Source organism: Bacillus sp. SG20033, assembly GCF_044570195.1.
In the GTDB taxonomy this organism is placed as follows: domain Bacteria; phylum Bacillota; class Bacilli; order Bacillales; family Bacillaceae; genus Bacillus; species Bacillus subtilis.
The window spans coordinates 889,106-911,243 of the sequence record NZ_CP172606.1; the positions used below are offsets into that span (position 1 = coordinate 889,106).

General features: G+C 46.2%; 19 protein-coding genes. 15 read left to right on the forward strand and 4 right to left on the reverse strand.

The window, feature by feature from the left end; genetic code table 11:
- The first annotated feature begins 176 nt into the window (after nucleotides 1-176).
- From ACFVP7_RS04530 to lnrN, 9 genes are all read left to right on the forward strand, one after another.
- Nucleotides 177-1,898 carry an ABC transporter ATP-binding protein gene (locus tag ACFVP7_RS04530; RefSeq protein WP_122895270.1) on the forward strand — a complete coding sequence of 574 codons (1,722 nt, stop codon included), beginning with the start codon at nucleotides 177-179 and terminating at the stop codon, nucleotides 1,896-1,898.
- Nucleotides 1,892-3,706: an ABC transporter ATP-binding protein gene (locus ACFVP7_RS04535; RefSeq protein ID WP_396583026.1), complete on the forward strand. Its 1,815-nt coding sequence runs from the start codon at nucleotides 1,892-1,894 to the stop codon at nucleotides 3,704-3,706. The genes ACFVP7_RS04530 and ACFVP7_RS04535 overlap by 7 nt, the downstream gene beginning before the upstream one ends.
- A 153-nt stretch (nucleotides 3,707-3,859) precedes the next feature.
- Nucleotides 3,860-4,264 carry a DoxX family oxidoreductase CatD gene (catD, locus tag ACFVP7_RS04540; protein ID WP_396583027.1) on the forward strand — a complete coding sequence of 135 codons (405 nt, stop codon included), beginning with the start codon at nucleotides 3,860-3,862 and terminating at the stop codon, nucleotides 4,262-4,264.
- A 17-nt stretch (nucleotides 4,265-4,281) separates the two neighbouring features.
- Nucleotides 4,282-5,139, forward strand: a complete 858-nt coding sequence (gene catE / locus ACFVP7_RS04545) for a catechol 2,3-dioxygenase (RefSeq protein ID WP_003233597.1) — start codon at nucleotides 4,282-4,284, stop codon at nucleotides 5,137-5,139.
- A 117-nt stretch (nucleotides 5,140-5,256) separates the two neighbouring features.
- Nucleotides 5,257-6,459 carry a two-component system sensor histidine kinase LnrJ gene (lnrJ, locus tag ACFVP7_RS04550; RefSeq protein WP_128737665.1) on the forward strand — a complete coding sequence of 401 codons (1,203 nt, stop codon included), beginning with the start codon at nucleotides 5,257-5,259 and terminating at the stop codon, nucleotides 6,457-6,459.
- Complete coding sequence (gene lnrK / locus ACFVP7_RS04555; protein WP_015715522.1) at nucleotides 6,456-7,118, forward strand: two-component system response regulator LnrK; 663 nt, start codon at nucleotides 6,456-6,458, stop codon at nucleotides 7,116-7,118. Before lnrJ ends, lnrK begins: the two co-directional genes overlap by 4 nt.
- Before the next feature lie 143 nt (nucleotides 7,119-7,261).
- A complete protein-coding gene (lnrL, locus tag ACFVP7_RS04560) occupies nucleotides 7,262-8,197 on the forward strand; it encodes a linearmycin resistance ATP-binding protein LnrL (RefSeq protein ID WP_042978127.1) in 936 nt (311 codons plus the stop codon).
- A 12-nt stretch (nucleotides 8,198-8,209) separates the two neighbouring features.
- A complete protein-coding gene (gene lnrM, locus ACFVP7_RS04565) occupies nucleotides 8,210-9,400 on the forward strand; it encodes a linearmycin resistance permease LnrM (protein ID WP_338732853.1) in 1,191 nt (396 codons plus the stop codon).
- Nucleotides 9,401-9,414: 14 nt separating this feature from the next.
- Nucleotides 9,415-10,572, forward strand: coding sequence for a linearmycin resistance permease LnrN (gene lnrN / locus ACFVP7_RS04570; RefSeq protein ID WP_338732855.1), 1,158 nt, complete (start codon nucleotides 9,415-9,417; stop codon nucleotides 10,570-10,572).
- A gap of 75 nt (nucleotides 10,573-10,647) precedes the next feature.
- On the opposite strand, the gene padR is transcribed toward lnrN, so the two are convergent.
- Nucleotides 10,648-11,196 (reverse strand): transcriptional regulator PadR, encoded by a 549-nt coding sequence (padR, locus tag ACFVP7_RS04575; RefSeq protein WP_024571654.1) that lies wholly within the window; start codon nucleotides 11,194-11,196, stop codon nucleotides 10,648-10,650.
- A 271-nt stretch (nucleotides 11,197-11,467) separates the two neighbouring features.
- Here padR and estB point away from each other — a divergent pair, with 271 nt between their 5' ends.
- The 3 genes from estB to bstA all read left to right on the forward strand — a co-directional run bounded on the left by estB (nucleotide 11,468) and on the right by bstA (nucleotide 14,056).
- Nucleotides 11,468-12,100 (forward strand): esterase EstB, encoded by a 633-nt coding sequence (gene estB / locus ACFVP7_RS04580; protein ID WP_003243184.1) that lies wholly within the window; start codon nucleotides 11,468-11,470, stop codon nucleotides 12,098-12,100.
- Nucleotides 12,101-12,319: 219 nt separating this feature from the next.
- Nucleotides 12,320-13,408 (forward strand): acyltransferase family protein, encoded by a 1,089-nt coding sequence (locus ACFVP7_RS04585; protein WP_101169912.1) that lies wholly within the window; start codon nucleotides 12,320-12,322, stop codon nucleotides 13,406-13,408.
- A gap of 111 nt (nucleotides 13,409-13,519) precedes the next feature.
- A complete protein-coding gene (gene bstA, locus ACFVP7_RS04590) occupies nucleotides 13,520-14,056 on the forward strand; it encodes a bacillithiol transferase BstA (RefSeq protein ID WP_003233581.1) in 537 nt (178 codons plus the stop codon).
- Here the strand turns inward: bstA and ACFVP7_RS04595 are convergent.
- Entirely contained in the window at nucleotides 14,053-15,609 is a 1,557-nt protein-coding gene (locus ACFVP7_RS04595; protein WP_396583028.1) for an MFS transporter, read from the reverse strand. The two genes, bstA and ACFVP7_RS04595, sit on opposite strands and share 4 nt — an antisense overlap.
- 112 nt (nucleotides 15,610-15,721) lie before the next feature.
- The gene (locus tag ACFVP7_RS04600; protein ID WP_003233577.1) at nucleotides 15,722-16,204 is read right to left on the reverse strand and encodes a MarR family transcriptional regulator; all 483 of its coding nucleotides are present in this window, start codon (nucleotides 16,202-16,204) and stop codon (nucleotides 15,722-15,724) included.
- Between the two features lie 171 nt (nucleotides 16,205-16,375).
- On the opposite strand from ACFVP7_RS04600, the gene mprF reads away from it, so the two are divergent.
- The gene (gene mprF / locus ACFVP7_RS04605) at nucleotides 16,376-18,946 is read left to right on the forward strand and encodes a bifunctional lysylphosphatidylglycerol flippase/synthetase MprF (protein ID WP_396583029.1); all 2,571 of its coding nucleotides are present in this window, start codon (nucleotides 16,376-16,378) and stop codon (nucleotides 18,944-18,946) included.
- An 18-nt stretch (nucleotides 18,947-18,964) separates the two neighbouring features.
- Here the strand turns inward: mprF and ACFVP7_RS04610 are convergent, their stop codons facing one another.
- On the reverse strand, nucleotides 18,965-19,942 hold the full coding sequence (locus ACFVP7_RS04610; protein WP_396583030.1) for an ABC transporter substrate-binding protein: 978 nt from the start codon (nucleotides 19,940-19,942) through the stop codon (nucleotides 18,965-18,967).
- A gap of 130 nt (nucleotides 19,943-20,072) precedes the next feature.
- On the opposite strand from ACFVP7_RS04610, the gene ACFVP7_RS04615 reads away from it, so the two are divergent.
- Together ACFVP7_RS04615 and ACFVP7_RS04620 are read left to right on the forward strand one after the other, a co-directional pair.
- Nucleotides 20,073-21,074, forward strand: a complete 1,002-nt coding sequence (locus ACFVP7_RS04615; RefSeq protein WP_003233570.1) for an iron ABC transporter permease — start codon at nucleotides 20,073-20,075, stop codon at nucleotides 21,072-21,074.
- The gene (locus ACFVP7_RS04620; RefSeq protein ID WP_003243057.1) at nucleotides 21,071-22,102 is read left to right on the forward strand and encodes an iron chelate uptake ABC transporter family permease subunit; all 1,032 of its coding nucleotides are present in this window, start codon (nucleotides 21,071-21,073) and stop codon (nucleotides 22,100-22,102) included. Before ACFVP7_RS04615 ends, ACFVP7_RS04620 begins: the two co-directional genes overlap by 4 nt.
- The last annotated feature ends 36 nt before the right edge of the window (nucleotides 22,103-22,138 follow it).

Genomic DNA, 22,138 nt, shown 5'->3' on the forward strand with positions numbered 1-22,138 from the left:
CGCAGGTCAGCAGTGAATAGCTCTCGAATAAAAGATAAAGTGATTTTGGTTATCGATAAATTCAGTGCTTTTCTATGCTTTCATAACACTTCATGACAGTAAAATTCTTTCATCAAGCCCTATAAACAATTAAAATAAAAAGTACATATTGCTAAAAGGGGTTTGGAGGCTTTTACATGCAAAAGGCTTTGTCGTTTTTAAAACCGTATTCATTGCTGGCGGGAATTGCACTGATTCTTATGTTGACGGAGCTTGCAGTTGAACTGATGCAGCCTTTATTGATTGCAAAAATCATCGACGATGGGATATTGAAGCAAGATCTGCGGCATGTATGGATATGGGGCGCGGTCATGATCGGGCTGACCGTGTTATCCTTTGCGGCGGGGATGCTGAATTCCTTTTATGCCGCCCATGTCAGCCAAAGCTTTTCCTATGATACGAGAAAAGGGCTTTTTCAAAAAATCCAGTCCTTCTCCTATTCCACATTTGGACAGTTTTCGTCCTCTTCTTATATTACAAGGCTGACAAACGACGTCACACAGGTTCAAAATATGATTTTTATGAGTTTGCGGTTTATGCTGCGGGCTCCCTTAATGATTGCAGGCGGCATTGTGCTGTCGCTTGCCGTTAATGTGAAACTCGGCTTTTTTCTGCTTGTGACCATTCCGATCCTGATCTTGTTTTTGCTATGGGTATTAAGGAAAGGCGGGGCACTGTTCCGCTCAGTGCAGAAAAGGCTGGATCAAGTGAACACCATCATGCAGGAAAATTTAATCGCAATCAAGCTGATCAAAGCGCTGCTTCGCGGCAGCCACGAAGTCAAACGATTTATCAAAGCCAACACAAGGCTGATGGAAAAAACGGTTTCGGCCTTTCAGCTTGTGGAATTCACGATGCCTGTACTGATGCTTTTGATGAATCTCTGCATCCTTTTGATTTTGTGGGCGGGGTCCTACAGTATTACGAGCGGAAGCACTCAGGTTGGCGATGTTGTTGCGATAATTAACTACGCAACACGAATTACAGGCGCGCTTTCGATGTTTCCGTTTTTGATTATGATTTTCACCAGGGCGAAGGCTTCAGGGGATAGAATCGGTGAGGTGCTTGAAACAGAAGGCGACGAGCGGGAGGAAGGCATCATATCTGATCGTTTGTCAGGACAGATTGAGTTTCAGCATGTATCCTTTCGCTATCCTGAAATGGACAGAGAAGCGCTCAGGAATGTCTCATTTTCCGCAAAGCCAAGAGAAACGATCGCGATTCTCGGTGCGACGGGCTCGGGCAAGTCCACGCTTTTTCAGCTCATTCCGCGGCTTTATCAGCCGGATTCAGGCCGCATTTACATAGATGAAAAGCCGGTTCAAGATATTCCGGCTGAAGGGCTGCGCAGGCAAATTGGATATGTACCGCAGGAAGTCCTCTTGTTTTCCGGCACAATCAAAGAAAACATCGCTTGGGGCAAAGAAAATGCTTCATTAGATGAAATAATGGATGCGGCCAAACATGCGCAAATTCATGAAACGATTTTGAAGCTCCCAAATGGATATGACACAGTTTTGGGGCAAAGAGGCGTCAACCTGTCCGGCGGCCAAAAGCAGCGAATTTCCATTGCGCGGGCACTGATTCGAAAACCGGCTATCCTTCTATTAGATGACAGCACAAGCGCGCTTGATCTGCAAACGGAGGCGAAGCTGCTTGAAGCAATCAGCACATACCATTGCACAACTTTGATCATTACACAAAAAATAACCACGGCGATGAAAGCTGATCAGATTTTGCTGCTTGAGGACGGCGAACTGATTGAAAAAGGCACTCACAGTGAGCTGCTTTCTGAATCTCAGTTATACAAGCGCATTTACGAGTCACAATTCGGAAGGGAGGGGAGCGAGTCATGCTAAAAGACATCCGCAAGCCTTTCCAATATCCCAAACTGCCAATTGACAAAAAAGAAGGCGCGAAAAAGCGGGCCAAAGCAAAGGATACAAAGGGTACACTGAGACGAATCTGGTCTTACTTGGCTGAACGAAAAGGACTGCTCATACTTGTCATGCTGATGGTTGTCATCAGCGCCATATTCGGGCTCCTTGGCCCCTTTGTGATCGGAAAGGCCATCGACCATTTTATCGTCGGGAAAACAGTCAGCGGCTTGATTCCTGTTTTGCTTCCTCTGCTCGCTATCTATATCATTCAGTCCCTGTCGCTTTGGTTTCAAAACTATTGGATGATTACGATCTCGCAGGGCACGGTTTTCAGAATGAGAAGCGAATTGTTCACCCATCTGCATGAGCTGCCGATTCCATTTTTTGATAAACAGCGGCACGGCGAGCTGATGAGCCGGGTGACGAATGACATCGAAAATGTCAGTTCTACTTTAAACACGTCAGTCATTCAAATTTTGTCAAGCGTGATCACCTTTGTCGGGACGATTGCGGTGATGCTGTACATGAGCCCGCTCCTTACATTGATTACACTGACCATTATTCCGGTGATGGCAGCAAGCTTGAAATGGATCACCAACCGAACGGGAAAGCTGTTTAAAGAACAGCAGAAAAATCTTGGTGATCTGAATGGGTATATTGAGGAATCTGTTTCAGGCGCAAAGGTCATCAAAGCATACTCACGTGAGAAGCAGATTACTGCTGAATTTCTCGAAAAAAACGCTGCACTCAAGACGTCGGGCTTTTGGGCGCAGACGATTTCCGGGTTTATCCCGAAGGTCATGAACTCTTTGAATAACTTAAGCTTTACAATGATAGCGGCAATCGGCGGTTTGTTTGCGCTGAAAGGCTGGATCTCGATCGGCTCCATCGTCGTCTTTGCCGAGTATTCAAGACAATTTACACGTCCTTTAAACGATCTGGCCAACCAGTTTAATACGATGCTGTCCGCAATCGCCGGCGCTGAACGGGTGTTTGACGTGCTTGATGAAAAAGAAGAGCGCGAGGATGAAAAGAACGCCGTGCATCAGCCCATCCAAACAGGCAGCATTGAATTCCGGGATGTGTCCTTCGGTTACGATAAAGGGCAGCAGACACTGAAGCATTTACAGTTCACCGTGCCTGCGGGGCAGTCTATCGCGTTTGTCGGACCGACGGGGGCGGGGAAGACAACCGTCACTAACCTTCTCGCCCGTTTTTACGAGCCTGACGAAGGAAAAATTTTAATCGACGGTACAGATATTAAAACCCTTACTAGAGCAAGCCTGAGAAAAAACATGGGGTTTGTTCTTCAGGATTCTTTCTTATTTCAGGGAACGATCAGAGAAAACATTCGCTACGGCAGGCTTGATGCTTCTGATCAGGAAGTCGAAGCCGCTGCAAAAACAGCGAATGCCCATAGTTTTATTAAAAGGCTGCCAAAAGGGTATGACACCGTGCTGACGCAAAACGGTTCGGGCATCAGTCAAGGACAGAAGCAGTTGATTTCTATAGCGAGGGCGGTGCTTGCCGATCCGGTTCTTCTCATTTTGGATGAAGCGACAAGCAACATTGATACCGTTACAGAAGTCAACATTCAAGAAGCGCTCGCCCGTTTAATGGAAGGAAGAACAAGCGTCATCATTGCCCACAGGCTGAACACTATTCGAAGAGCGGACCAGATTGTGGTGCTAAAAGACGGTGAAATGATTGAAAAAGGCAGCCATGACGAGCTGATTCGGCAAAAAGGATTTTACAGTGACTTATATGAAAGCCAATTTGAGAAATAGACCTTTGTCCTGCACAGAGGTCTTTTTTGTTACAGTTTTATAGTACTTTTATTTCATTTTCGTAAAATGTAACAAAATTACTTGACGTAAACAAGTTATGTATATATACTAGCTTACATTAAGTAAGTGATAACATTTATCAAGGAGGATAAAATGAATAAATCATTTGAAATTGGTACATTACTTTTAAGAGTTATTACAGGTATTATCTTTTTTGTTCACGGTTTATCAAAGTTTCAGGGAATGGAGGGCACCATCCAATTTTTCGGCAGCTTAGGCCTTCCAAGCTTTATGGCGTATGTCATCGCAGCGATTGAACTCATTGGCGGAGTGCTTGTCTTCTTCGGATTGGCTACACGTATTGTCGGTGTACTGTTCGCTCTTACACTGATCGGCGCCATCATCACTGTTAAGCTGAAAGCGCCATTCATGGGCAATGCAGAATTTGATTACCTTCTGCTTTTGACATCCATTCACCTGGCGCTTACTGGAAGTCGATTCCTGGCGCTGGACCCATTTGTGTTTAAAGGAAAAAAGAACGGAAACGTTTCAGCATAAGAAAAGAGGCATGCAGCATGACCAGCATTCATGAGGATACGCACATTGGCTATGCCAAACTCACAATTCGCAGTCTGGAGCGTTCGCTTCAGTTCTACTGTAACGTCATCGGTTTTCAAGTCTTAAAAAAGACGGATCGCCAAGCTGAATTAACGGCTGACGGGAAACGCGTACTGCTTATTCTTGAAGAAAATCCGAGCGCTGTCGTCTTGCCTGAACGGTCTGTGACAGGCCTTTATCACTTTGCGATTCTTCTTCCGGACAGGAAGGAACTTGGGATCGCGCTCGCCCGCTTGATTGAACACGGCATTGCTATCGGACATGGAGACCATGCTGTCAGCGAAGCGCTCTACCTGTCTGATCCTGACGGAAACGGCATTGAAATGTACGCTGACCGCCCCCGCAGCACGTGGCAGCGTGATCGGGAAGGAAACTATGTCATGACGACAACCGCTGTTGACATTGAGGGCCTTCTGGAAGAGGCAGGAGATGAGCGGAAAACATCGCTTCCGAACGATACAATCATCGGACACATTCATCTGCATGTCAGTGATTTGAAAGAAGCAAAGGCGTTTTATACAGATGTACTGGGCTTTGACATTGTCGGAAACTATGCGGGCATGTCCGCCCTCTTCGTTTCAGCCGGGGGGTACCACCATCATATCGGCTTAAACATTTGGGCGGGAAGAAATGCGCCGCCTAAACCGACAAATGCCAGCGGACTAGATTATTATACTGTTGTCCTGCCCCACCAAGAGGAGCTGGATTTGGTGGCAAACCGAGTCAAACATGCCGGGTATTCGATTGAAGAGACGGAAAACAGCTTTCGTGTGAAAGACCCTGTTTCCGGCGCCTATATTACATTTGTGATTTAACTGCAATCCCCTTGCCGAAATAACGGCAGGGGGATTTTTTGTTTTCCAGAAACTCCTGTCAAAAATGTCCTGAGGCAGGTATGATAAGAAGGGAATTGGGTATCGGGAGTGATGAGCGTGAAGGCTCTTTTTTTTACGAGAATGTTCACCTTGATGGTGAGCTGTTTAATGTATCTGTCCATTGTGAAAGAGGATAACTGGTTTGGATATGTATTTATAGCAGCAGGTGCTGCCATGTATGCAGCCAATCATGTTTTGCTGACAAAAGAGACAAATGCCATCTGGTTCTGCCTGATTGATATTGCAATCGGCTTTTCGTTCGGATTTATCTTTCCCGGCACAGGTTTGTTCATTATTATGCTTTGTCCGGTTGCGGTCGCTTTTTTTCTGCGGGGGTTTCCTAAAAGAACAGCATGGTCTGTCTTATGTCTTTCCTCTATTTTATTTTTGACCGTCCTCATCCGTACATATGCGATGTTCGGCAATGAATTTGTCATTGATCATTTGACTAGCATGACATTCGTTGTCTTCTGCGGTGTCGTGGGCAAATTAATCCGCAAGCTGTTGGATGCGCAGGATACGGCAAAACAGCAGTTTCAGGAACTGACGGAGTCCCATCTGGCGCTGTCTGCTGCACATCAGGAGCTCCATTTATATGCGAAGCAGGTTGAAGAGCTGACTGCCATTTACGAGCGGAACAGAATGGCGCGGGAAATCCATGATACAGTGGGGCATAAAATGACGGCCCTTCTCGTCCAGCTGCAGCTTTTGCGTGAATGGCAAAAAAGAGACAGCCAAAAAGCGGATGAGACAGTAGGTGTCTGTGAAACACTTGCCCGTGAAGCGCTTGATGATGTCCGCTTATCAGTACGCACTCTGCAAACTGAAAACGATCCTTCGCTAATCGAATCGCTGAAACAGCTGACAGAGGACTTTTGCAAAAATGCAGGAGTCACAACAGAATTTGCGGTCAGCGGTGATCCTGCAATCATCCCGCTGTCTCTCCATCCGACCCTGATCAGAACGGTGCAGGAAGCACTGACCAATGCCAAACGGCACGGCGGCGCCACAGCCTGTTCGATACAGCTTGCCTGCACAACGGACAGCATCAGCCTTGTCATTAAGGATGACGGCAAAGGCAATCCCGAGGCAGCACTTGGTTTTGGTCTCTTGAATATGAAAAAGCGGGCAGCGGAACATGGCGGAACGATCCGCTTTGAGAGCGAACGGGATCAAGGGTTTACTGTAATCGCCGAATTTTCACTGGCTAATAAAAAATGGAGCTTCGGGCCCGCACAGCAAAAGGAGAATTTATCATGATTAAGATCATCATTACCGACGATCAGGATATCGTCAGAGAAGGGCTGGCATCCCTGCTCCAGCTCAGAGAAGAGCTCGATGTGATCGCAACGGCGCGAAACGGACAGGAAGCCTTCGAAAAGGCGAAAGAGCTGGAGCCGGATATCGTGTTAATGGACATCCGCATGCCGGTTTCCAACGGGGTGGAGGGAACAAAATTAATCACAAGCTCGCTGCCCGGCGTAAAGGTTTTGATGTTGACAACCTTTAAGGATTCAGCGCTGATTGCTGAAGCGCTTGAAGAAGGAGCAAGCGGGTATCTGCTGAAGGATATGTCTGCAGATACGATTGTAAAAGCAGTGATGACAGTTCATTCTGGCGGAATGGTGCTTCCGCCGGAATTGACTGCCCAAATGCTGAATGAATGGAAGCGTGAAAAACAGCTGAAAGGAATAAATGAGATAGAAAAACCTAACGAGCTGCTCGACCTGACCGAGCGCGAAATTGAAGTTCTGGCTGAGCTGGGGTACGGGCTGAATAACAAAGAAATTGCCGAAAAGCTTTACATTACAGAAGGCACAGTCAAAAACCACGTTTCAAATATTATCAGCAAGCTGGCTGTCAGGGACAGAACCCAAGCCGCCATTTACTCGGTCAGATATGGTGTATCTGTCTTTTGACATATGACGTTTTGCATATACACTTCTCTGAAAAGGCCTTTTACAGGCCTTTTTTTCATGCCCTATGTTCTATCTGCCGCTACATGCCGCACGCCTTTCTTTCTTCTACAATGGCAATGGATCAAAAAAAGGAGTGAGACGACGTGCTGCAAGCAGAAAACATCAAAAAGGCATATGGAAAAAAAACAATCGTGAAAGGTATTTCTTTTTCCCTTCAAAAGGGGGAGTCGTTCGGTCTGCTCGGGCCTAACGGTGCGGGGAAATCCACAACCATCTCGATGATTTCCGGCCTTGTGCCGCATGACAGCGGGAACATCACGGTGGGCGGCTATGTTATCGGAAAAGAAACGGCCAAAGCGAAACAAAAAATCGGCATTGTTCCGCAGGAAATTGCATTATATCCGACGCTGACGGCTCATGAGAATCTTATGTTTTGGGGGAAAATGTACGGACTTACGCACGGTGAGGCCAAAAAAAGAGCGGCAGAGGTCCTTGAATATGTCGGTCTGACTGAGCGGGCTAAAGATAAGATTGAAACATTTTCCGGGGGGATGAAACGAAGAATCAACATCGGTGCGGCTTTAATGCATAAGCCCGAGCTGCTGATTATGGATGAACCGACTGTCGGTATTGACCCTCAATCGAGAAATCACATTTTAGAAACGGTCAAACAGCTCAACGAAACGGGCATGACGGTGATCTATACGAGTCATTACATGGAAGAAGTTGAGTTTTTATGCGACCGGATCGGGATAATTGATCAGGGGGAAATGATTGCGATTGGCACAAAAACTGATTTGTGCAGCCGCCTTGGGGGCGATACCATCATTCAGCTCACGGTCAGCGGGATCGATGAAGCCTTTCTTTTGGCGATCCGTTCCCTGGCTCATGTGAATGATGTAACAGTCCAGGAGTCAGAGCTCAAAATTGACATTTCTCCGGCCCATCATGAGAAAGTCGTCACAAGTCTTCTTGCTGAAGCCGCTGCTCATCATATAAACCTGCTGTCCCTTCAGGTGCAGGAACCGAATCTAGAGCGCCTGTTTCTGAATCTGACCGGCCGCACGTTGCGGGATTGAGGAGGGACGGCAATGAAAAAAAGCATATGGATCGCATGGAAAGATGTCAAAATCAGAATCACGGACAGAAAAGGGTTTATGATGCTTATCCTAATGCCGCTGATCCTAACCTGTATTTTAGGGGCGGCGCTCGGATCAGTTGTTGACGGAGGCAGCCGGATTGATGACATCAAAGTCGGCTACATTCAATCAGACCAGTCAGATGCAGCGAACATGTTTACAAAAGATGTTCTCAAAAAAATGAAGTCGATAAAGGCCACAAAAGCCGGCAGCGAAGACAAGATGAAGAAGCTGATTGATGAAAAGAAAATCGATGTAGGCATCGTCATCCCGAACCATTGGGAAGCTGGCAAAACCTCAGCTGTTGTTTATGCCGCACCTGATCAAACATTGAAAAGTTCCATCATCGAAACAGCTGCAAGCTCTTTTATAGACCAATATAAAGCGGTAAAGGAAGCCGCGTCAGCCTCAATGGACTACATCAGCAAAACGGAAGCTGTACAGCAAGGAAAACTTGACCCTGCACAGTTTGCAGAAAAGCTGGCAAAGACGCTAGAAAAAGAAACAGGTGACAAGCTTACTATTGCGGAAAAATCTGTTGGCAGCAAGGCCGTTACCAGTTTTCAATACTATTCGGCGGCAATGCTTTGCATGTTTATGCTGTTTCATATCACAGTCGGGGCGAAATCGTTTTTACAGGAAAAGGATACGGAGACGCTTGCCAGAATGCTGATGACGCCTGCGCAAAAATCCGTCATTCTCTTCGGAAAATGGCTTGGGACGTATCTGTTTGCCATCATACAATTTTTCATATTTCTGATCGTCACAATCAATGTATTTGGTGTGGACTGGGGAGATAATCTGCTGTTTGTGAGTGTACTCGGGCTTTCTTACGCTGCCGCTGTATCTGGCATTTCAATGCTGCTTGCGTCGTGCATCAGCGATATGAAATCTGCAGATGCGATAGGCGGCTTCGGTATTCAATTGCTTGCGGTTCTCGGCGGGTCCATGCTGCCGCTGTACCAATTTCCGGACGTCTTGCAGTCTGTATCCAAAGCGGTGCCAAATCGCTGGGCGCTTGACGGCTTTCTTTCTTTAATGGAAGGGGGAGGGGGGGCTGACCTTCAAAAGCCTGTGCTTCTTTTTGCGGCGATCGGCCTTTGTTCACTTGTAATTGGTATCAGACGGCTTCATACAAGATAAGGAGGGTACAAAAGGTGAAAAAAATCATAGCCATTTGCGGCATTGAGCTTTCTCTCATTTTTAAGAAGCCGCAGAACTATTTGATCATGTTTGCTGCCCCGCTTTTGCTTACCTTTGTATTTGGGAGTATGCTCGGCGGCAATGATGATAAGGTGCGGCTTGCAATCGTTGATCAGGACGATACGATTCTCTCACAGCATTATATTCGGCAGCTGAAGGCACACGATGATATGTATACATTCGAAAACGTGCCTGAAAACAAAGCGTCAGAAAAGCTGAAACAAAAGAAAATTGCCGGGATCATCGTCATTTCCCGCTTGTTCCAGACACAGCTGGAACAAGGCAAAAATCCTGAGCTGATTTTCCGTCACGGCCCCGAGCTGTCGGAAGCGCCGATGGTCAAACAATATGCAGAAAGCACATTGGCAACGCTCAATATTCAGGTGACCGCGGCGAAAACGGCATCTCAGACTGCGGGAGAAAACTGGAAGGCGGCGTATAAAACCGTTTTCGCCAAAAAACATGAAGATACGGTTCCGGCTGTAAAACGACAGATGCTCAGTGATAAAAAAGAGGGTGCGGAAGCAAGTGACACCGCCTCCAGAGCAGCAGGGTTTTCCATCCTGTTTGTCATGCTGACCATGATGGGAGCGGCTGGAACCATTTTAGAAGCAAGAAAAAACGGCGTCTGGTCCAGATTGCTTACAGCCTCTGTCAGCCGAGCTGAAATCGGTGCTGGGTATGTGCTTTCCTTCTTTGTCATTGGCTGGATTCAATTTGGCATATTGCTTCTTTCAACCCATTGGCTGTTTGGCATCAACTGGGGGAATCCGGCTGCGGTTATTGTATTAGTGTCGCTTTTTCTATTGACCGTTGTCGGCATTGGATTGATGATTGCGGCCAATGTCAGAACGCCAGAACAGCAGCTTGCGTTCGGCAACTTGTTCGTCATCGCAACATGTATGGTGAGCGGGATGTATTGGCCGATCGACATTGAACCGAAATTGATGCAATCCATCGCTGAATTTCTTCCGCAAAAGTGGGCGATGAGCGGGCTGACGGAGATTATCGCTAACGGTGCCCGCGTCACAGATATTCTCGGAATCTGCGGCATCTTGCTTGCTTTTGCAGCAATCACTTTCGCAGCGGGGCTTAAGGCGCTCCGAGCCTAAAAAAAATCATCTGTCCGAGGGACAGGTGATTTTTTATGTGGGCAAACCCATGCATTACGTAAAGGCCGCTCCCGGTTAATCCTTATCGATCATAGCTAATATCGATTCCAGCCAAGAAACGTAATTTTTCTCCCGTTCCAGCGCTTTCGTCAGCACAAGATAGTGGCCGAAGTCCGGTGAAGAAAATGACATCGGCTCTGCTGAAGCCATAAGCTTTTCATAGCTTCCCTGTAAGTCAGAAAGCTTGGTCTGGCGTTTTTGCAGCTGGTCTTTGAACAAATCAGAAGCCTCCTGGCGCGATAGACAAGAAATGAAATAAGCCTTCAGCATAAATTCATCCTTCACCGTCTCGGGTATCGGCTGGTGGCGGATCAGCCAGTCATGCAGCTCCTGCTTTCCGCTGTCTGTCAGGGTGTACATCTTTTTCTCCAGCTTTGTGCCCTGAATCGTTGTCCGGAACGTGATAAATCCTTCATCCGTCAGCTTTTTGAGCTCAGGGTAAATCTGGCTGTGCTTGGCGCTCCAAAACTGGCCGAGCTCCTCTTTAAAATAACTCGTAATATCGTATCCACTCAATTCGCCTTTTCGCAAAAGCCCTAATATGGCGTATTTTAATACTCTCATGCTATCCTCCGTGTCTGGCTGTTTCGCAAAACAGATGAGCCGGTGCTCAACTGTGATTCTAACTGCCTATTCCCCTTATTATAGAAAAGGGAGGAAGGGAACACAACCGGGCTCTTTGGAAATGAAGATAAAAGGTTTGTCAGAAGGTATCCGATTTATCTCCGTCATATAAAAGAGATTTAAATTTAATTTTCAGAAAAAATATTAACCATACTGATTTTTTATGTATAATAGGAAATTGGTGGTATAAACATTTTAAGGGGGAATAAACGTGAAAAAAGTACTTATGGCATTCATTATTTGTTTATCGCTGATTCTATCTGTTTTAGCCGCTCCGCCGTCTGGCGCAAAAGCTGAATCAGTACATAATCCTGTCGTTCTTGTTCATGGAATAAGTGGTGCTTCATACAACTTTTTCGCTATTAAAAACTACTTAATTTCTCAAGGCTGGCAAAGCAACAAACTGTACGCAATTGATTTTTATGATAAAACAGGAAACAACCTAAATAACGGCCCGCAGCTTGCTTCATATGTTGACCGTGTTTTAAAAGAAACGGGGGCAAAAAAAGTAGATATTGTGGCTCATAGTATGGGAGGCGCCAATACGCTGTACTATATTAAATATTTAGGCGGGGGCAATAAGATTCAAAATGTCGTAACGCTTGGAGGGGCTAATGGTTTAGTGTCATCAACGGCGCTGCCGGGTACAGATCCTAATCAAAAGATCCTCTATACATCTATTTACAGTCTCAATGATCAAATTGTAATCAATAGCTTGTCTCGGTTACAAGGAGCGCGAAACATCCAGCTTTATGGCATCGGTCATATTGGCTTGCTCTCTAATAGCCAAGTGAACGGCTATATCAAAGAAGGGCTGAATGGCGGAGGCCTCAATACAAATTAATATCTTCATAAAAAAACCTGCAGTCTCCGTTACGGCAGGTTTTTTGCATTTTTCTAGCAATCTCGCCTGAGAAAGATACACCAAAAAGCCAGAAGGGTTTATGACCTTAGTCTATCATGCATACGTCAATTTATGACATCAGGCACTTTTTCAAATAGAGCGGACATGTTAAGGTACAACCATCGATTTCTATCAATTTGAAATAAAAGGAGCGCTGTTATGCAAATTAAAGAAATTTTTATGATCCGCTGCATTTCGTGCTTAAGTGTCGTCTTGCTCCATATCATTTCAATGGTCCTGATGCTTCAGGCAGAAGCTCTTGCAGATATTTCTCACACTGTTGATTCTTTCCGCACACTCCTGATGTTCAGCACGCCCGCTTTTATTTTCATCTCTGAATTTTTACTGGCCCGTTCTTATCCTGATGGGGTGCCTGACGGTTTTTTAAAGAAGCGGGGAAAAGTGATTTTTGTTCCTTTTTTATTTATCGCGGCCATCGATGCGTTGCTGATGACCAGTGCGATGGGGGGAGAGGTAACCTTTCTCGCGTTTGTGCAAAAATATCTGGAGAACGTATTCTTAGGAAACTTTATCGGATACTTCATTCTCGTCATCTTTCAATTTTACATGCTGCATATGATGTTTCATGAGTATTTGAAAAAAGCATCGCCGAAATGGGTGCTGTCTATCTCATTTGTGGTGACAGCCGCTTATTTAGGCTATTTCTCAGCAGCCAGCCCGGCTCCTGCTTCTGAAGAGGGAGGGGCATTTCCGTTCTTCTGGGTTCCGTTCGCAGGCTGGCTTTTCTACTTTTGTCTAGCCTACTATTGCGGAAAAGAATACAAGCGTTTTTTAGCGCTGCTGAACCAATACCGCTTGGTGGTGTACGGCGCCGCAATTGCTTCTGGGGCGCTGGTTGTCACTGTTTCTTATGTGGGTGAAATCGGCATGATCAGCTCGAAGCGGCCTGATATCATGCTGTATTCAACAAGCATGATTTTCCTGTGTTTTCACTTGTTTTCCAAAATGAAGCATGTGCCGAAAATCATGATGTTTATCAGCAACTATTCCTTTTCGATTTATCTGCTTCATGCCTATTTTATGATTATAGGCTACGTGTTGCTTTTGAATATACCCGACATTCCTGCCGTACCGGCTGTTCTCCTGCTGTTTGCCGTGTGCACAGCCGGCCCGATTATGACCTCATGGGCGCTGAATAAGTTCAAATACGGGTATTTATTTGTGGGGAAAATTTATCAGCCAAAACAGAAGAAGGTAACAGTCGAAGTGCGTGATCACGCAGGGTGAAAAACAAGCGGCAGGGGGGCTCCTGCCGCTTGTTGTGTATTAAATCATACAGTATACACAATCTTTTTCTTGTAAAATAAAGGAGAAGATTGAATAGAAGGGAGAACATTCATGACATCAGTCAATCTAAGCTACCCAATAGGAGAATACAAGCCGAGGGAATCCATATCGAAGGAGCAAAAAGATAAATGGATTCAAGTACTTGAAGAAGTGCCGGCAAAATTGAAGCAAGCTGTAGAGGGCATGACGGACAGCCAGCTTGACACACCGTACCGGGACGGTGGATGGACCGTTCGGCAAGTTATTCATCATCTGGCTGACAGTCATATGAACAGCTATATTCGTTTTAAATTGAGCTTGACGGAAGAGACACCGGCTATCCGTCCGTATGATGAAAAAGCATGGTCGGAGCTAAAAGACTCGAAAACGGCAGATCCGAGCGGCTCACTCGCGCTTTTGCAGGAGCTTCACGGAAGATGGACGGCTCTGCTCCGCACTCTGACGGATCAGCAATTTAAGCGCGGATTTTATCACCCTGATACAAAGGAGATCATTACCCTAGAGAACGCGCTCGGCCTGTATGTCTGGCACTCACATCACCATATCGCTCATATTACGGAGCTTTCCAGACGGATGGGGTGGTCTTAACGCTTTTGCCGGCGGAACACCGGAATACTGATAGCAGCAATCACCAGAAGTGAGATCACAGCAGCCGCTGCATATAAATGATCATAGCCGCTGGAGACACTCGCATGAATGGCGTCGCTTATCGCGGTTTTGACTTCAGGAACGGGAATGCGTTCGATTTGTTCTTGTAAAGAAGAAACATCAGAACTGTCGATCTCCGGAATCATCTGCATCGCCTTTTCTGAATATCCGCTGTCCGATAAGCGGCTGTTGATCTCATCACCTATTTGGTCAAACCCGGCTGTAATAAAACCTGCATAAAGAGTAGGCGCCAAGGTCAGTCCAATTTGCCTTACTAATGAAAGCGTGCCAAGAGCTGTGCCCTTATTTGTTTTTGCCGCTTCTGATACAAGGACGTTCAGCGGAGCGCCTAACAGAAAGCCAAAACCGATCCCAGCTGCCACACTTGCGATCACAAACTCCCATTTTTCCGTCACCCAGAGCGGAAATAAAGCAAACCCCGCACATGAGATGATTCCCGAAAGAATAACGGTTTTTACAGGACCTTTTTTGTCGGTAAGCGCTCCGCCAAGCCAAGCGCCGATTCCGGAAGCCAACGCAAGCGGTGTCATCCAATAGCCTGCTTTTGCGGCAGGGACACCCAAATACTGCTCGACATATGACGGGATAAAAATGACTGCCGCCAAGAGCCCCCCGGATAACAAACCGACGATAAGCGTGCGCTGAAACATATGGTTTCGCAGCAGAGAATACGCCAAAATGGGATCGCCTCCTCGCATTTCAACTCTCTTTTCATACGAGATAAGCGCTGCAAAACAAAGTATGCCAAAAATAATACATCCATAAACCTCCGGATTCCCCAAGCTGTGTAAGAGATTTGCCCCATCAAGGTTCGTCATGCCGTACATCACGGCTAAAATCGACAGGGATAGAAGGAAGATTCCGGCCGCGTCGAGGCGCTTAGCTTCAGGTGCTTTTGTTTCCGCGATAAAATATGCGCCGAAAACAACCAATAGCACGGCAATCGGCAAATTAATCAAAAATAGCCAATGCCAAGACCCGGTCCAATCAAGCAGAAAGCTTCCGATATTTGGCCCGAGCACAGCGGCCATCCCGTTCATTGCGCCAAGCAGCCCAAGCGCCTTCCCCTGTTTTTCCTTTGGAAGGGTCGCGAGAATGTGAGAGCTGCCGATGATGAAAATCCCGCCGCCTCCAAGCGCCTGAATCAGCCGCGATATCAGAAAGAGCGGGAAGCTTTGGCTCAAAGCAACAAGCAAAGAACCAAGTCCGAACAGGCAAACCTCAATGAGAAAGAGTTTTTTTCTGCCGTAGCGGTCGGAAAGCTTTCCGACGATTGGCACACTGACACTAAGACCGAGCGTATAAAGGGTAATGCCCCATGATCCCCAGGAAGGAGAAACGGAAAACGACTCGTTTATCGTTGTTAAGGCAGCTGAAATAATTCCGTTATCTAGCGCAGCCATAAATACACCAATCGTAAACAGGCTGATCGCCCACTTTTGGCCTTTCTGCTCTGTTAATGCTTCAGACATATTCATCAACCCCCTTTTTTATTCACTTAAAGTATATTATTCATTTTAAATGAATTAAATGTCAAATAAAAAAAGCCTGTTCCCGCAGTTTGCGGATGACAGACTTACAGATTTATTCTTTTTTCGCTTTCTCTAATGCTCTTGATAGGATAGACAGCCCTTCGGAAACAGCCTGCTTTTCTTCAGGGGACAGCAGCTCTAATGAACGCTTCAATTTCAGGTGGCCTTTTTCATACAAACCCCGGAAAATCTTTTTCGCATTCTCTGTCAACTGAACAACTACAGAGCGGCGGTCCTCTTCAGAATGTGAGCGTTTGACAAATCCTGATTTTTCAAGCCGGTCAAGCAGCCCAGTTGTATTGGACAGGGAAGCCCCCATTTTTTCAGCAATGTCGCTCACTTTCAATGTTCCATGGTTGTTTAATAGCATCAGCACCTTCATTTGCGGCATGCTCATATCCAGCTTCATCCACTCGGACACATCACCGAGCCCGGCGGAAGTTAAGACTTTCATATAGAGCACCCATATTTCCCGTTCCTCCGATGAAAGAATGTTTTCGTTTAATACTGTTGTATCGTGTAAATTATATTCCATTTCATCACTTCCTCATCATTCACTCCTCTTACCATATTACTCGATTTTGACTCCTGAAAGAAAGTGAGCAGAAACCGCATGCGGGACTTTGTCCGAAAAATAACGGTAGTGTATAATGAGTTGGAGATTATTGGGGGAGAGGATCGAACTAGAATATGATTGGAGAGACCATTGCTGATTAAAAAGAATGCTTTATCAATATTAAAAATCGTTTTTCCTATTGCTGTTTTGCTATTTGTTATTTATCAATCGAAAAAAGAACTGACAAATCTGTCATTCAAACGTACGCTCATGGTCATCAACGGACTGGAACGAACGGACTTATTCATGCTTGTGTTGATCGGCTTGCTGGCTGTTGCGGCTATGTCGCTGTATGATTACGTCCTGAAATACTCACTGCGCCTATCGATCACAAACGGAAAAGTATTCAGGGTTTCCTGGATCGCCAATTCATTTAATAATGTGCTGGGCTTCGGCGGTTTAGCCGGCGTCGGGTTAAGAATGATGTTCTACAAGGAGCATACGAAAGACCATAAGGCACTCGTGAAAGGAATCGCCTGGCTCACATCATCTATGCTGCTCGGATTATCTGTTTTCAGCATTTTCGTCGCTGCGAGAGTGCTGCCAGTGGATGAAGTGATTCATGAAAAGCCTTGGCTGTGGGCGGTCGTTATCGGTTTTGCGCTGATATTGCCGCTGTCTTTGGCGGTGTCCAAAATAAAAGACCGCAAAGCTGGGGACGAAGAAAATGCGGATAAAGTGAAAAATCCGATTTTCGCATATATTGGAGCTTCAGTTGTTGAATGGCTCATGGCCGGGACCGTCATCTATTTTGCTTTGTTCGCTATGGGCATTCATGCAGATATCAGGTATGTGTTCGGGGTGTTCGTCATTGCGGCGATCGGAGGAATGATCAGCCTCGTGCCGGGCGGCTTCGGCTCGTTTGACCTTTTATTTTTGCTGGGGATGGAGCAGCTTGGCTATCATCAGGAGGCCATCGTCACTTCTATTGTGTTGTACAGACTCGCCTATTCATTTATCCCATTTATCTTAGGCCTATTCTTTGCCGCAGGCGACCTGACGGAAAATACAATGAAGCGGCTCGAAACGAACCCGCGCATCGCACCGGCAATTGAGACGACAAACGTTCTGCTTGTTGTTCAGCGTGCGGTATTAGTGAGAATTTTGCAAGGCTCGCTTTCCCTTATTGTGTTCGTAGCAGGTCTGATTGTCCTGGCCTCAGTTTCCTTGCCGATTGACAGGCTGACGGTTATACCGCACATTCCTCGCCCGGCGCTTTTGCTGTTCAACGGCCTGTCCTTAAGCTCAGCGCTCATTCTGCTGATTTTGCCGATCGAGCTTTATAAACGGACAAAGCGTTCCTATACGATGGCCATTACAGCGCTTGTCGGCGGCTTTGTGTTCAGCTTTTTAAAAGGGCTTAACATCAGCGCGATATTCGTACTGCCGATGATTATCGTATTGCTTGTGCTATTGAAAAAACAATTTGTCCGCGAACAGGCATCCTATACACTGGGACAATTGATATTCGCTGTGGCGCTGTTTACTGTGGCGCTCTTTAACTACAATCTGATCGCGGGCTTTATTTGGGACCGGATGAAGAAGGTGCTGCGTCATGAATATTTCGTCCACAGCACCTCGCATATTACACATGCAACCATCATGGCGATCATCATTGTGCCGCTGTTCTTCTTTATATTTACAGTGGTCTATCATAAGAGAACGAAACCGATCGGAGAGAAAGCTGACCCTGAGCGTCTTACTGCGTTTCTCAATGAAAAAGGCGGCAACGCGCTGAGCCATCTTGGTTTTCTTAGAGATAAACGGTTTTATTTTTCCAGTGATGGGAATGCACTGCTTCTGTTTGGGAAAATCGCCAGAAGGCTGGTCGTGCTCGGCGATCCGTCTGGCCAAAGAGAATCATTCCCGCTCGTGCTGGAAGAATTTCTGAACGAAGCGCATCAGAAGGGATTCAGTGTTTTGTTCTATCAAATTGAAAGAGAGGATATGGCGCTGTATCACGATTTTGGCTACAACTTCTTTAAATTGGGCGAGGAAGCATATGTAGATTTAAATACATTTACCTTGACTGGGAAGAAAAAAGCCGGCCTTCGGGCAATCAATAACCGCTTTGAGCGGGAGGAGTATACTTTCCATGTGGATCATCCCCCATTTTCTGATGCGTTTTTGGAGGAGCTGAAGCAAATCTCAGACGAATGGCTCGGCTCGAAAAAAGAGAAGGGATTCTCGCTCGGATTTTTTGATCCTTCCTATTTACAGAAAGCGCCAATCGCCTATATGAAAAATGCAGAGGGAGAGATCGTTGCATTCGCAAATGTCATGCCGATGTACCAGGAAGGAGAGATATCGGTTGATCTGATGCGCTATCGCGGCGACGCTCCAAATGGCATTATGGACGCATTGTTTATCCGTATGTTTTTATGGGCAAAGGAAGAGGGCTGCACGTCATTTAATATGGGGATGGCACCCTTGGCCAATGTGGGCACTGCCTTTACATCCTTCTGGTCCGAAAGGTTTGCCGCTGTCATTTTTAATAATGTCAGATACATGTACAGCTTCAGCGGCCTAAGAGCCTTTAAAGAAAAATACAAACCGGAGTGGCGAGGGAAATACTTAGCGTATCGGAAAAACAGATCTCTTTCTGTCACCATGTTCCTCGTTACACGTCTGATTGGCAAAAGCAAAAAAGACTCCGTCTAATAAGACGGAGTCTTTTTTTTATTTCGTTTTTAAGAAGTAGGTTTCAATATCATCAAGCAGGTAGTTTGCGGCTTTAATTCCGCCTGCGGTTGTCCATACGACGTCATCGACTTCATGCGCATTACCTGATTTCACGGCCTTTAGGTTTTTCCATAGTGAACTGCTTGTCCACTGATTGGCCCATTTTTCATTTTCCTTTGCATTATCGGCTTTATAAGTGAAATAAAACAGCACATCAGCATCCATATCAGGAATAGATTCTTTACTGTCGGTTGAGAACGTAAATTGGTCCTTTTGTTTCTTAAACAGCTCCACTTGTTTTTCAGGGCGTTTGAAGCCAAGCTGGTCTAAAATAATCCCAGGAAATGAATCAGTATAATAGATTCTTGACTCACCGGATAAAAAGCGTACGACAGAAACGGTTTTGTTAGTCTGGTCGCCCAGCTTTTCTTTCAAATTGGCCACGCGTTTATCAAAATCGGCAATGACTTCCTTGCCTTTATCCGCCTTATTCACCGCGTTGGCGTATAGAGTCAGGTTATCCTTCCAGTTCCCGGCCAAAGATTCAGCAAAAACAGTCGGCGCAATCGCATTTAACTGATCATAAATTTTTTCCTGGCGCACTTTGTTTCCAATAATCAAATCAGGCTTTAATTCTGCGATGGCTTCCACATTCGGTTCCGTTTCAAGACCGACGTTTTTAACACCTTTCATGTCATCTTTCAGATAGTCATACCACGGGTCGCCCTTCCATGACTTTACGGCTCCGACCGGCTTAATGCCAAGCGCTAAGAGCGCCTCTATTCCTTCATTAGTTAAAACAACAATCCGTTTTGGATTGGCGGGAATGTTGTCTGATGTCCCCATTGCATGTTTGACCGTTCTTATTTTGCTGCTTGACCCCTCGCTGTTGCTTGAACTTTCTGAACTATTACAGGCAGAAAGTACCATAAAGGCCATTAAAAATACGAATAGCATGCTGATATGCTTTTTCATCTTTTTCCTCCCAATATTGAAATTCATTATCATTTAGATCATAATAAGCAGTGTTAAGAGTGTCAATCCCTAATTGAGGATTATTCTCAAAAACAAACATTACATAGTAAATAACTAGGAGAATTAGATCATGATCTGCAAAAAGGCATCTTCAAAATGGATTGTGTTAGTATGTCTGATTTTCATTTTACTGGCGGCTGTCTGCGCAAGCGTCGTGTACGGCTATACAGGTACGTCATGGAGACAGGTCTATCAGGCGTTTACTTCCTTCAACGGAACAAATGAGCATGTCATCATCAAGGATGTCAGGCTTCCGCGCGCTTTGGTTGCGACAGTTGTCGGCGCCTCGCTTGCAGCCGCGGGCGCTCTCATGCAGGCGCTCACAAAAAATCCGCTTGCGTCACCGGGGATTTTCGGGATTAACGCCGGTGCAGGTTTTTTTATTGTTGCCGGATCGTTTTTTCTGCATATTCAGTCACCTCAGGCATTAGTATGGAGCTCGTTTCTGGGGGCAGCATTTACCGCCGCGATCGTCTATGCAGCAGGCTCGCTTGGGAGGGAAGGGCTGACGCCAATCAAACTGACGCTGGCGGGAGCTGCCATGGCAGCCATGTTTTCTTCTCTGACACAGGGCTTGCTGTCTGTCAACGAACTCGAGCTTGCCCAGGTGCTTTTTTGGCTGACTGGCTCTGTGCAGGGCCGGAGTCTGGATCTGTTGATGACGATGTTTCCATATGCAGCGGCAGCGCTTGTGATCTGCTTCTTTCTCGGCCAAAAAATTAATCTCCTCGTTATGGGAGAAGATGTGGCAAAAGGACTCGGCCAAAAAACAGGCCTGTTAAAATTTGTGATGGCGCTTTGTGTTGTCATGCTTGCAGGGTCCGCTGTCGCCATTGCCGGGCCGATTTCTTTTATCGGCATCATTATTCCGCATTTTGCCCGCTTTGTCGTTGGTAATGATTATCGCTGGGTTCTGCCATTTTCCGCTGTTTTGGGTGCCATTTTGCTTGTTTGCGCGGATATCGGTGCGCGATATATCATTATGCCTCAGGAAGTTCCTGTCGGGGTCATGACCGCCATCATCGGAATGCCTGTGTTTGTGTACATCGCAAGAAGGGGGGCGAAGCTATGAAACTTCGTTTTGGCGTTACTGCGGCTGAAAAGAAAGCATGGATCGTCTTTTTGGTTTTACTGGGGTTAACAGCTGCTGTACTCATCATAAGCGCTGGTCTCGGACAAAGGTTTATTCCTCCCTGGGATGTAGCAAAAACATTCTTTGGTGCAGGTTCCAAGCTGGATGAACTGATGATCATGTCGTTCCGCATGCCAAGAATTTTGACGGCTTTATGCGCCGGTGTCTGCTTGGCAGCGGCAGGCGCGATATTGCAGGGGCTCGTCAGAAACCCTCTCGCATCTCCGGATATTATCGGAATAACAGGAGGAGCGGCGGTAGCGGTCGTGCTTTTAATGATGTTCTTCTCAGACCGCAGCAGTTCACTTACGATCAGTCTGTCATGGCTTCCAGCAGCAGCATTTATCGGCGCATCGGCTGTCGGGCTCATCGTCTATTTACTGGCATACAAAAATGGCGCCTCCACATTTCGGCTGGTGCTTATCGGAATCGGATTTTCAATGTCGGCGCAGGCGATGACTACCCTGCTGATGATCAAAGGTCCGATTTACCGGGCATCACAAGCCAATGTATATATCACTGGGTCAGTTTATGGGTCAAACTGGCAGCATGTAAAAATAGCTATTATCTTATCTGTCATTCTCTTATTCATTTGTTTTGTCGCGCTAAAAAATATGAATATACAGGTGCTGGGTGAAGATATTGCGGCGGGTGCAGGAAGCGCTGTGCAGCGAAATCGTTTTTTCTTGCTCCTTTTGAGTACGGCTCTTACTGGTTGTGCAGTTTCAGTTGCCGGCACAATCGGTTTTGTCGGGCTGATGGCGCCCCATATTGCAAGACGGCTTGTCGGCTCATCTTATGGCGCCCTGCTCCCAGCGTCGGCACTTATTGGAGCTCTGCTCGTTTTAACAGCTGATATCGTCGGCAGAACCTTATTTGCCCCGGTGGAAGTGCCGGCCGGCGTCTTTACAGCGGCTATCGGCGCACCTTATTTTATTTATTTGCTCTATAAAACAAGAAATTCTTGATCGTTAAACCCATTTTCTTAAAAAAGAAAATGGGTT

Bases quoted from the DNA above. Each gene is read 5' to 3' on its own strand.
- ACFVP7_RS04530 (WP_122895270.1), top strand. From the start codon at position 177: ATGCAAAAGGCTTTGTCGTTTTTAAAACCGTATTCATTGCTGGCGGGA.
- ACFVP7_RS04535 (WP_396583026.1), top strand. From the start codon at position 1,892: ATGCTAAAAGACATCCGCAAGCCTTTCCAATATCCCAAACTGCCAATT.
- catD (WP_396583027.1), top strand. From the start codon at position 3,860: ATGAATAAATCATTTGAAATTGGTACATTACTTTTAAGAGTTATTACA.
- catE (WP_003233597.1), top strand. From the start codon at position 4,282: ATGACCAGCATTCATGAGGATACGCACATTGGCTATGCCAAACTCACA.
- lnrK (WP_015715522.1), top strand. From the start codon at position 6,456: ATGATTAAGATCATCATTACCGACGATCAGGATATCGTCAGAGAAGGG.
- lnrM (WP_338732853.1), top strand. From the start codon at position 8,210: ATGAAAAAAAGCATATGGATCGCATGGAAAGATGTCAAAATCAGAATC.
- padR (WP_024571654.1), bottom strand. From the start codon at position 11,196: ATGAGAGTATTAAAATACGCCATATTAGGGCTTTTGCGAAAAGGCGAA.
- ACFVP7_RS04585 (WP_101169912.1), top strand. From the start codon at position 12,320: ATGCAAATTAAAGAAATTTTTATGATCCGCTGCATTTCGTGCTTAAGT.
- bstA (WP_003233581.1), top strand. From the start codon at position 13,520: ATGACATCAGTCAATCTAAGCTACCCAATAGGAGAATACAAGCCGAGG.
- ACFVP7_RS04595 (WP_396583028.1), bottom strand. From the start codon at position 15,609: ATGTCTGAAGCATTAACAGAGCAGAAAGGCCAAAAGTGGGCGATCAGC.
- ACFVP7_RS04600 (WP_003233577.1), bottom strand. From the start codon at position 16,204: ATGGAATATAATTTACACGATACAACAGTATTAAACGAAAACATTCTT.
- ACFVP7_RS04610 (WP_396583030.1), bottom strand. From the start codon at position 19,942: ATGAAAAAGCATATCAGCATGCTATTCGTATTTTTAATGGCCTTTATG.
- ACFVP7_RS04615 (WP_003233570.1), top strand. From the start codon at position 20,073: ATGATCTGCAAAAAGGCATCTTCAAAATGGATTGTGTTAGTATGTCTG.
- ACFVP7_RS04620 (WP_003243057.1), top strand. From the start codon at position 21,071: ATGAAACTTCGTTTTGGCGTTACTGCGGCTGAAAAGAAAGCATGGATC.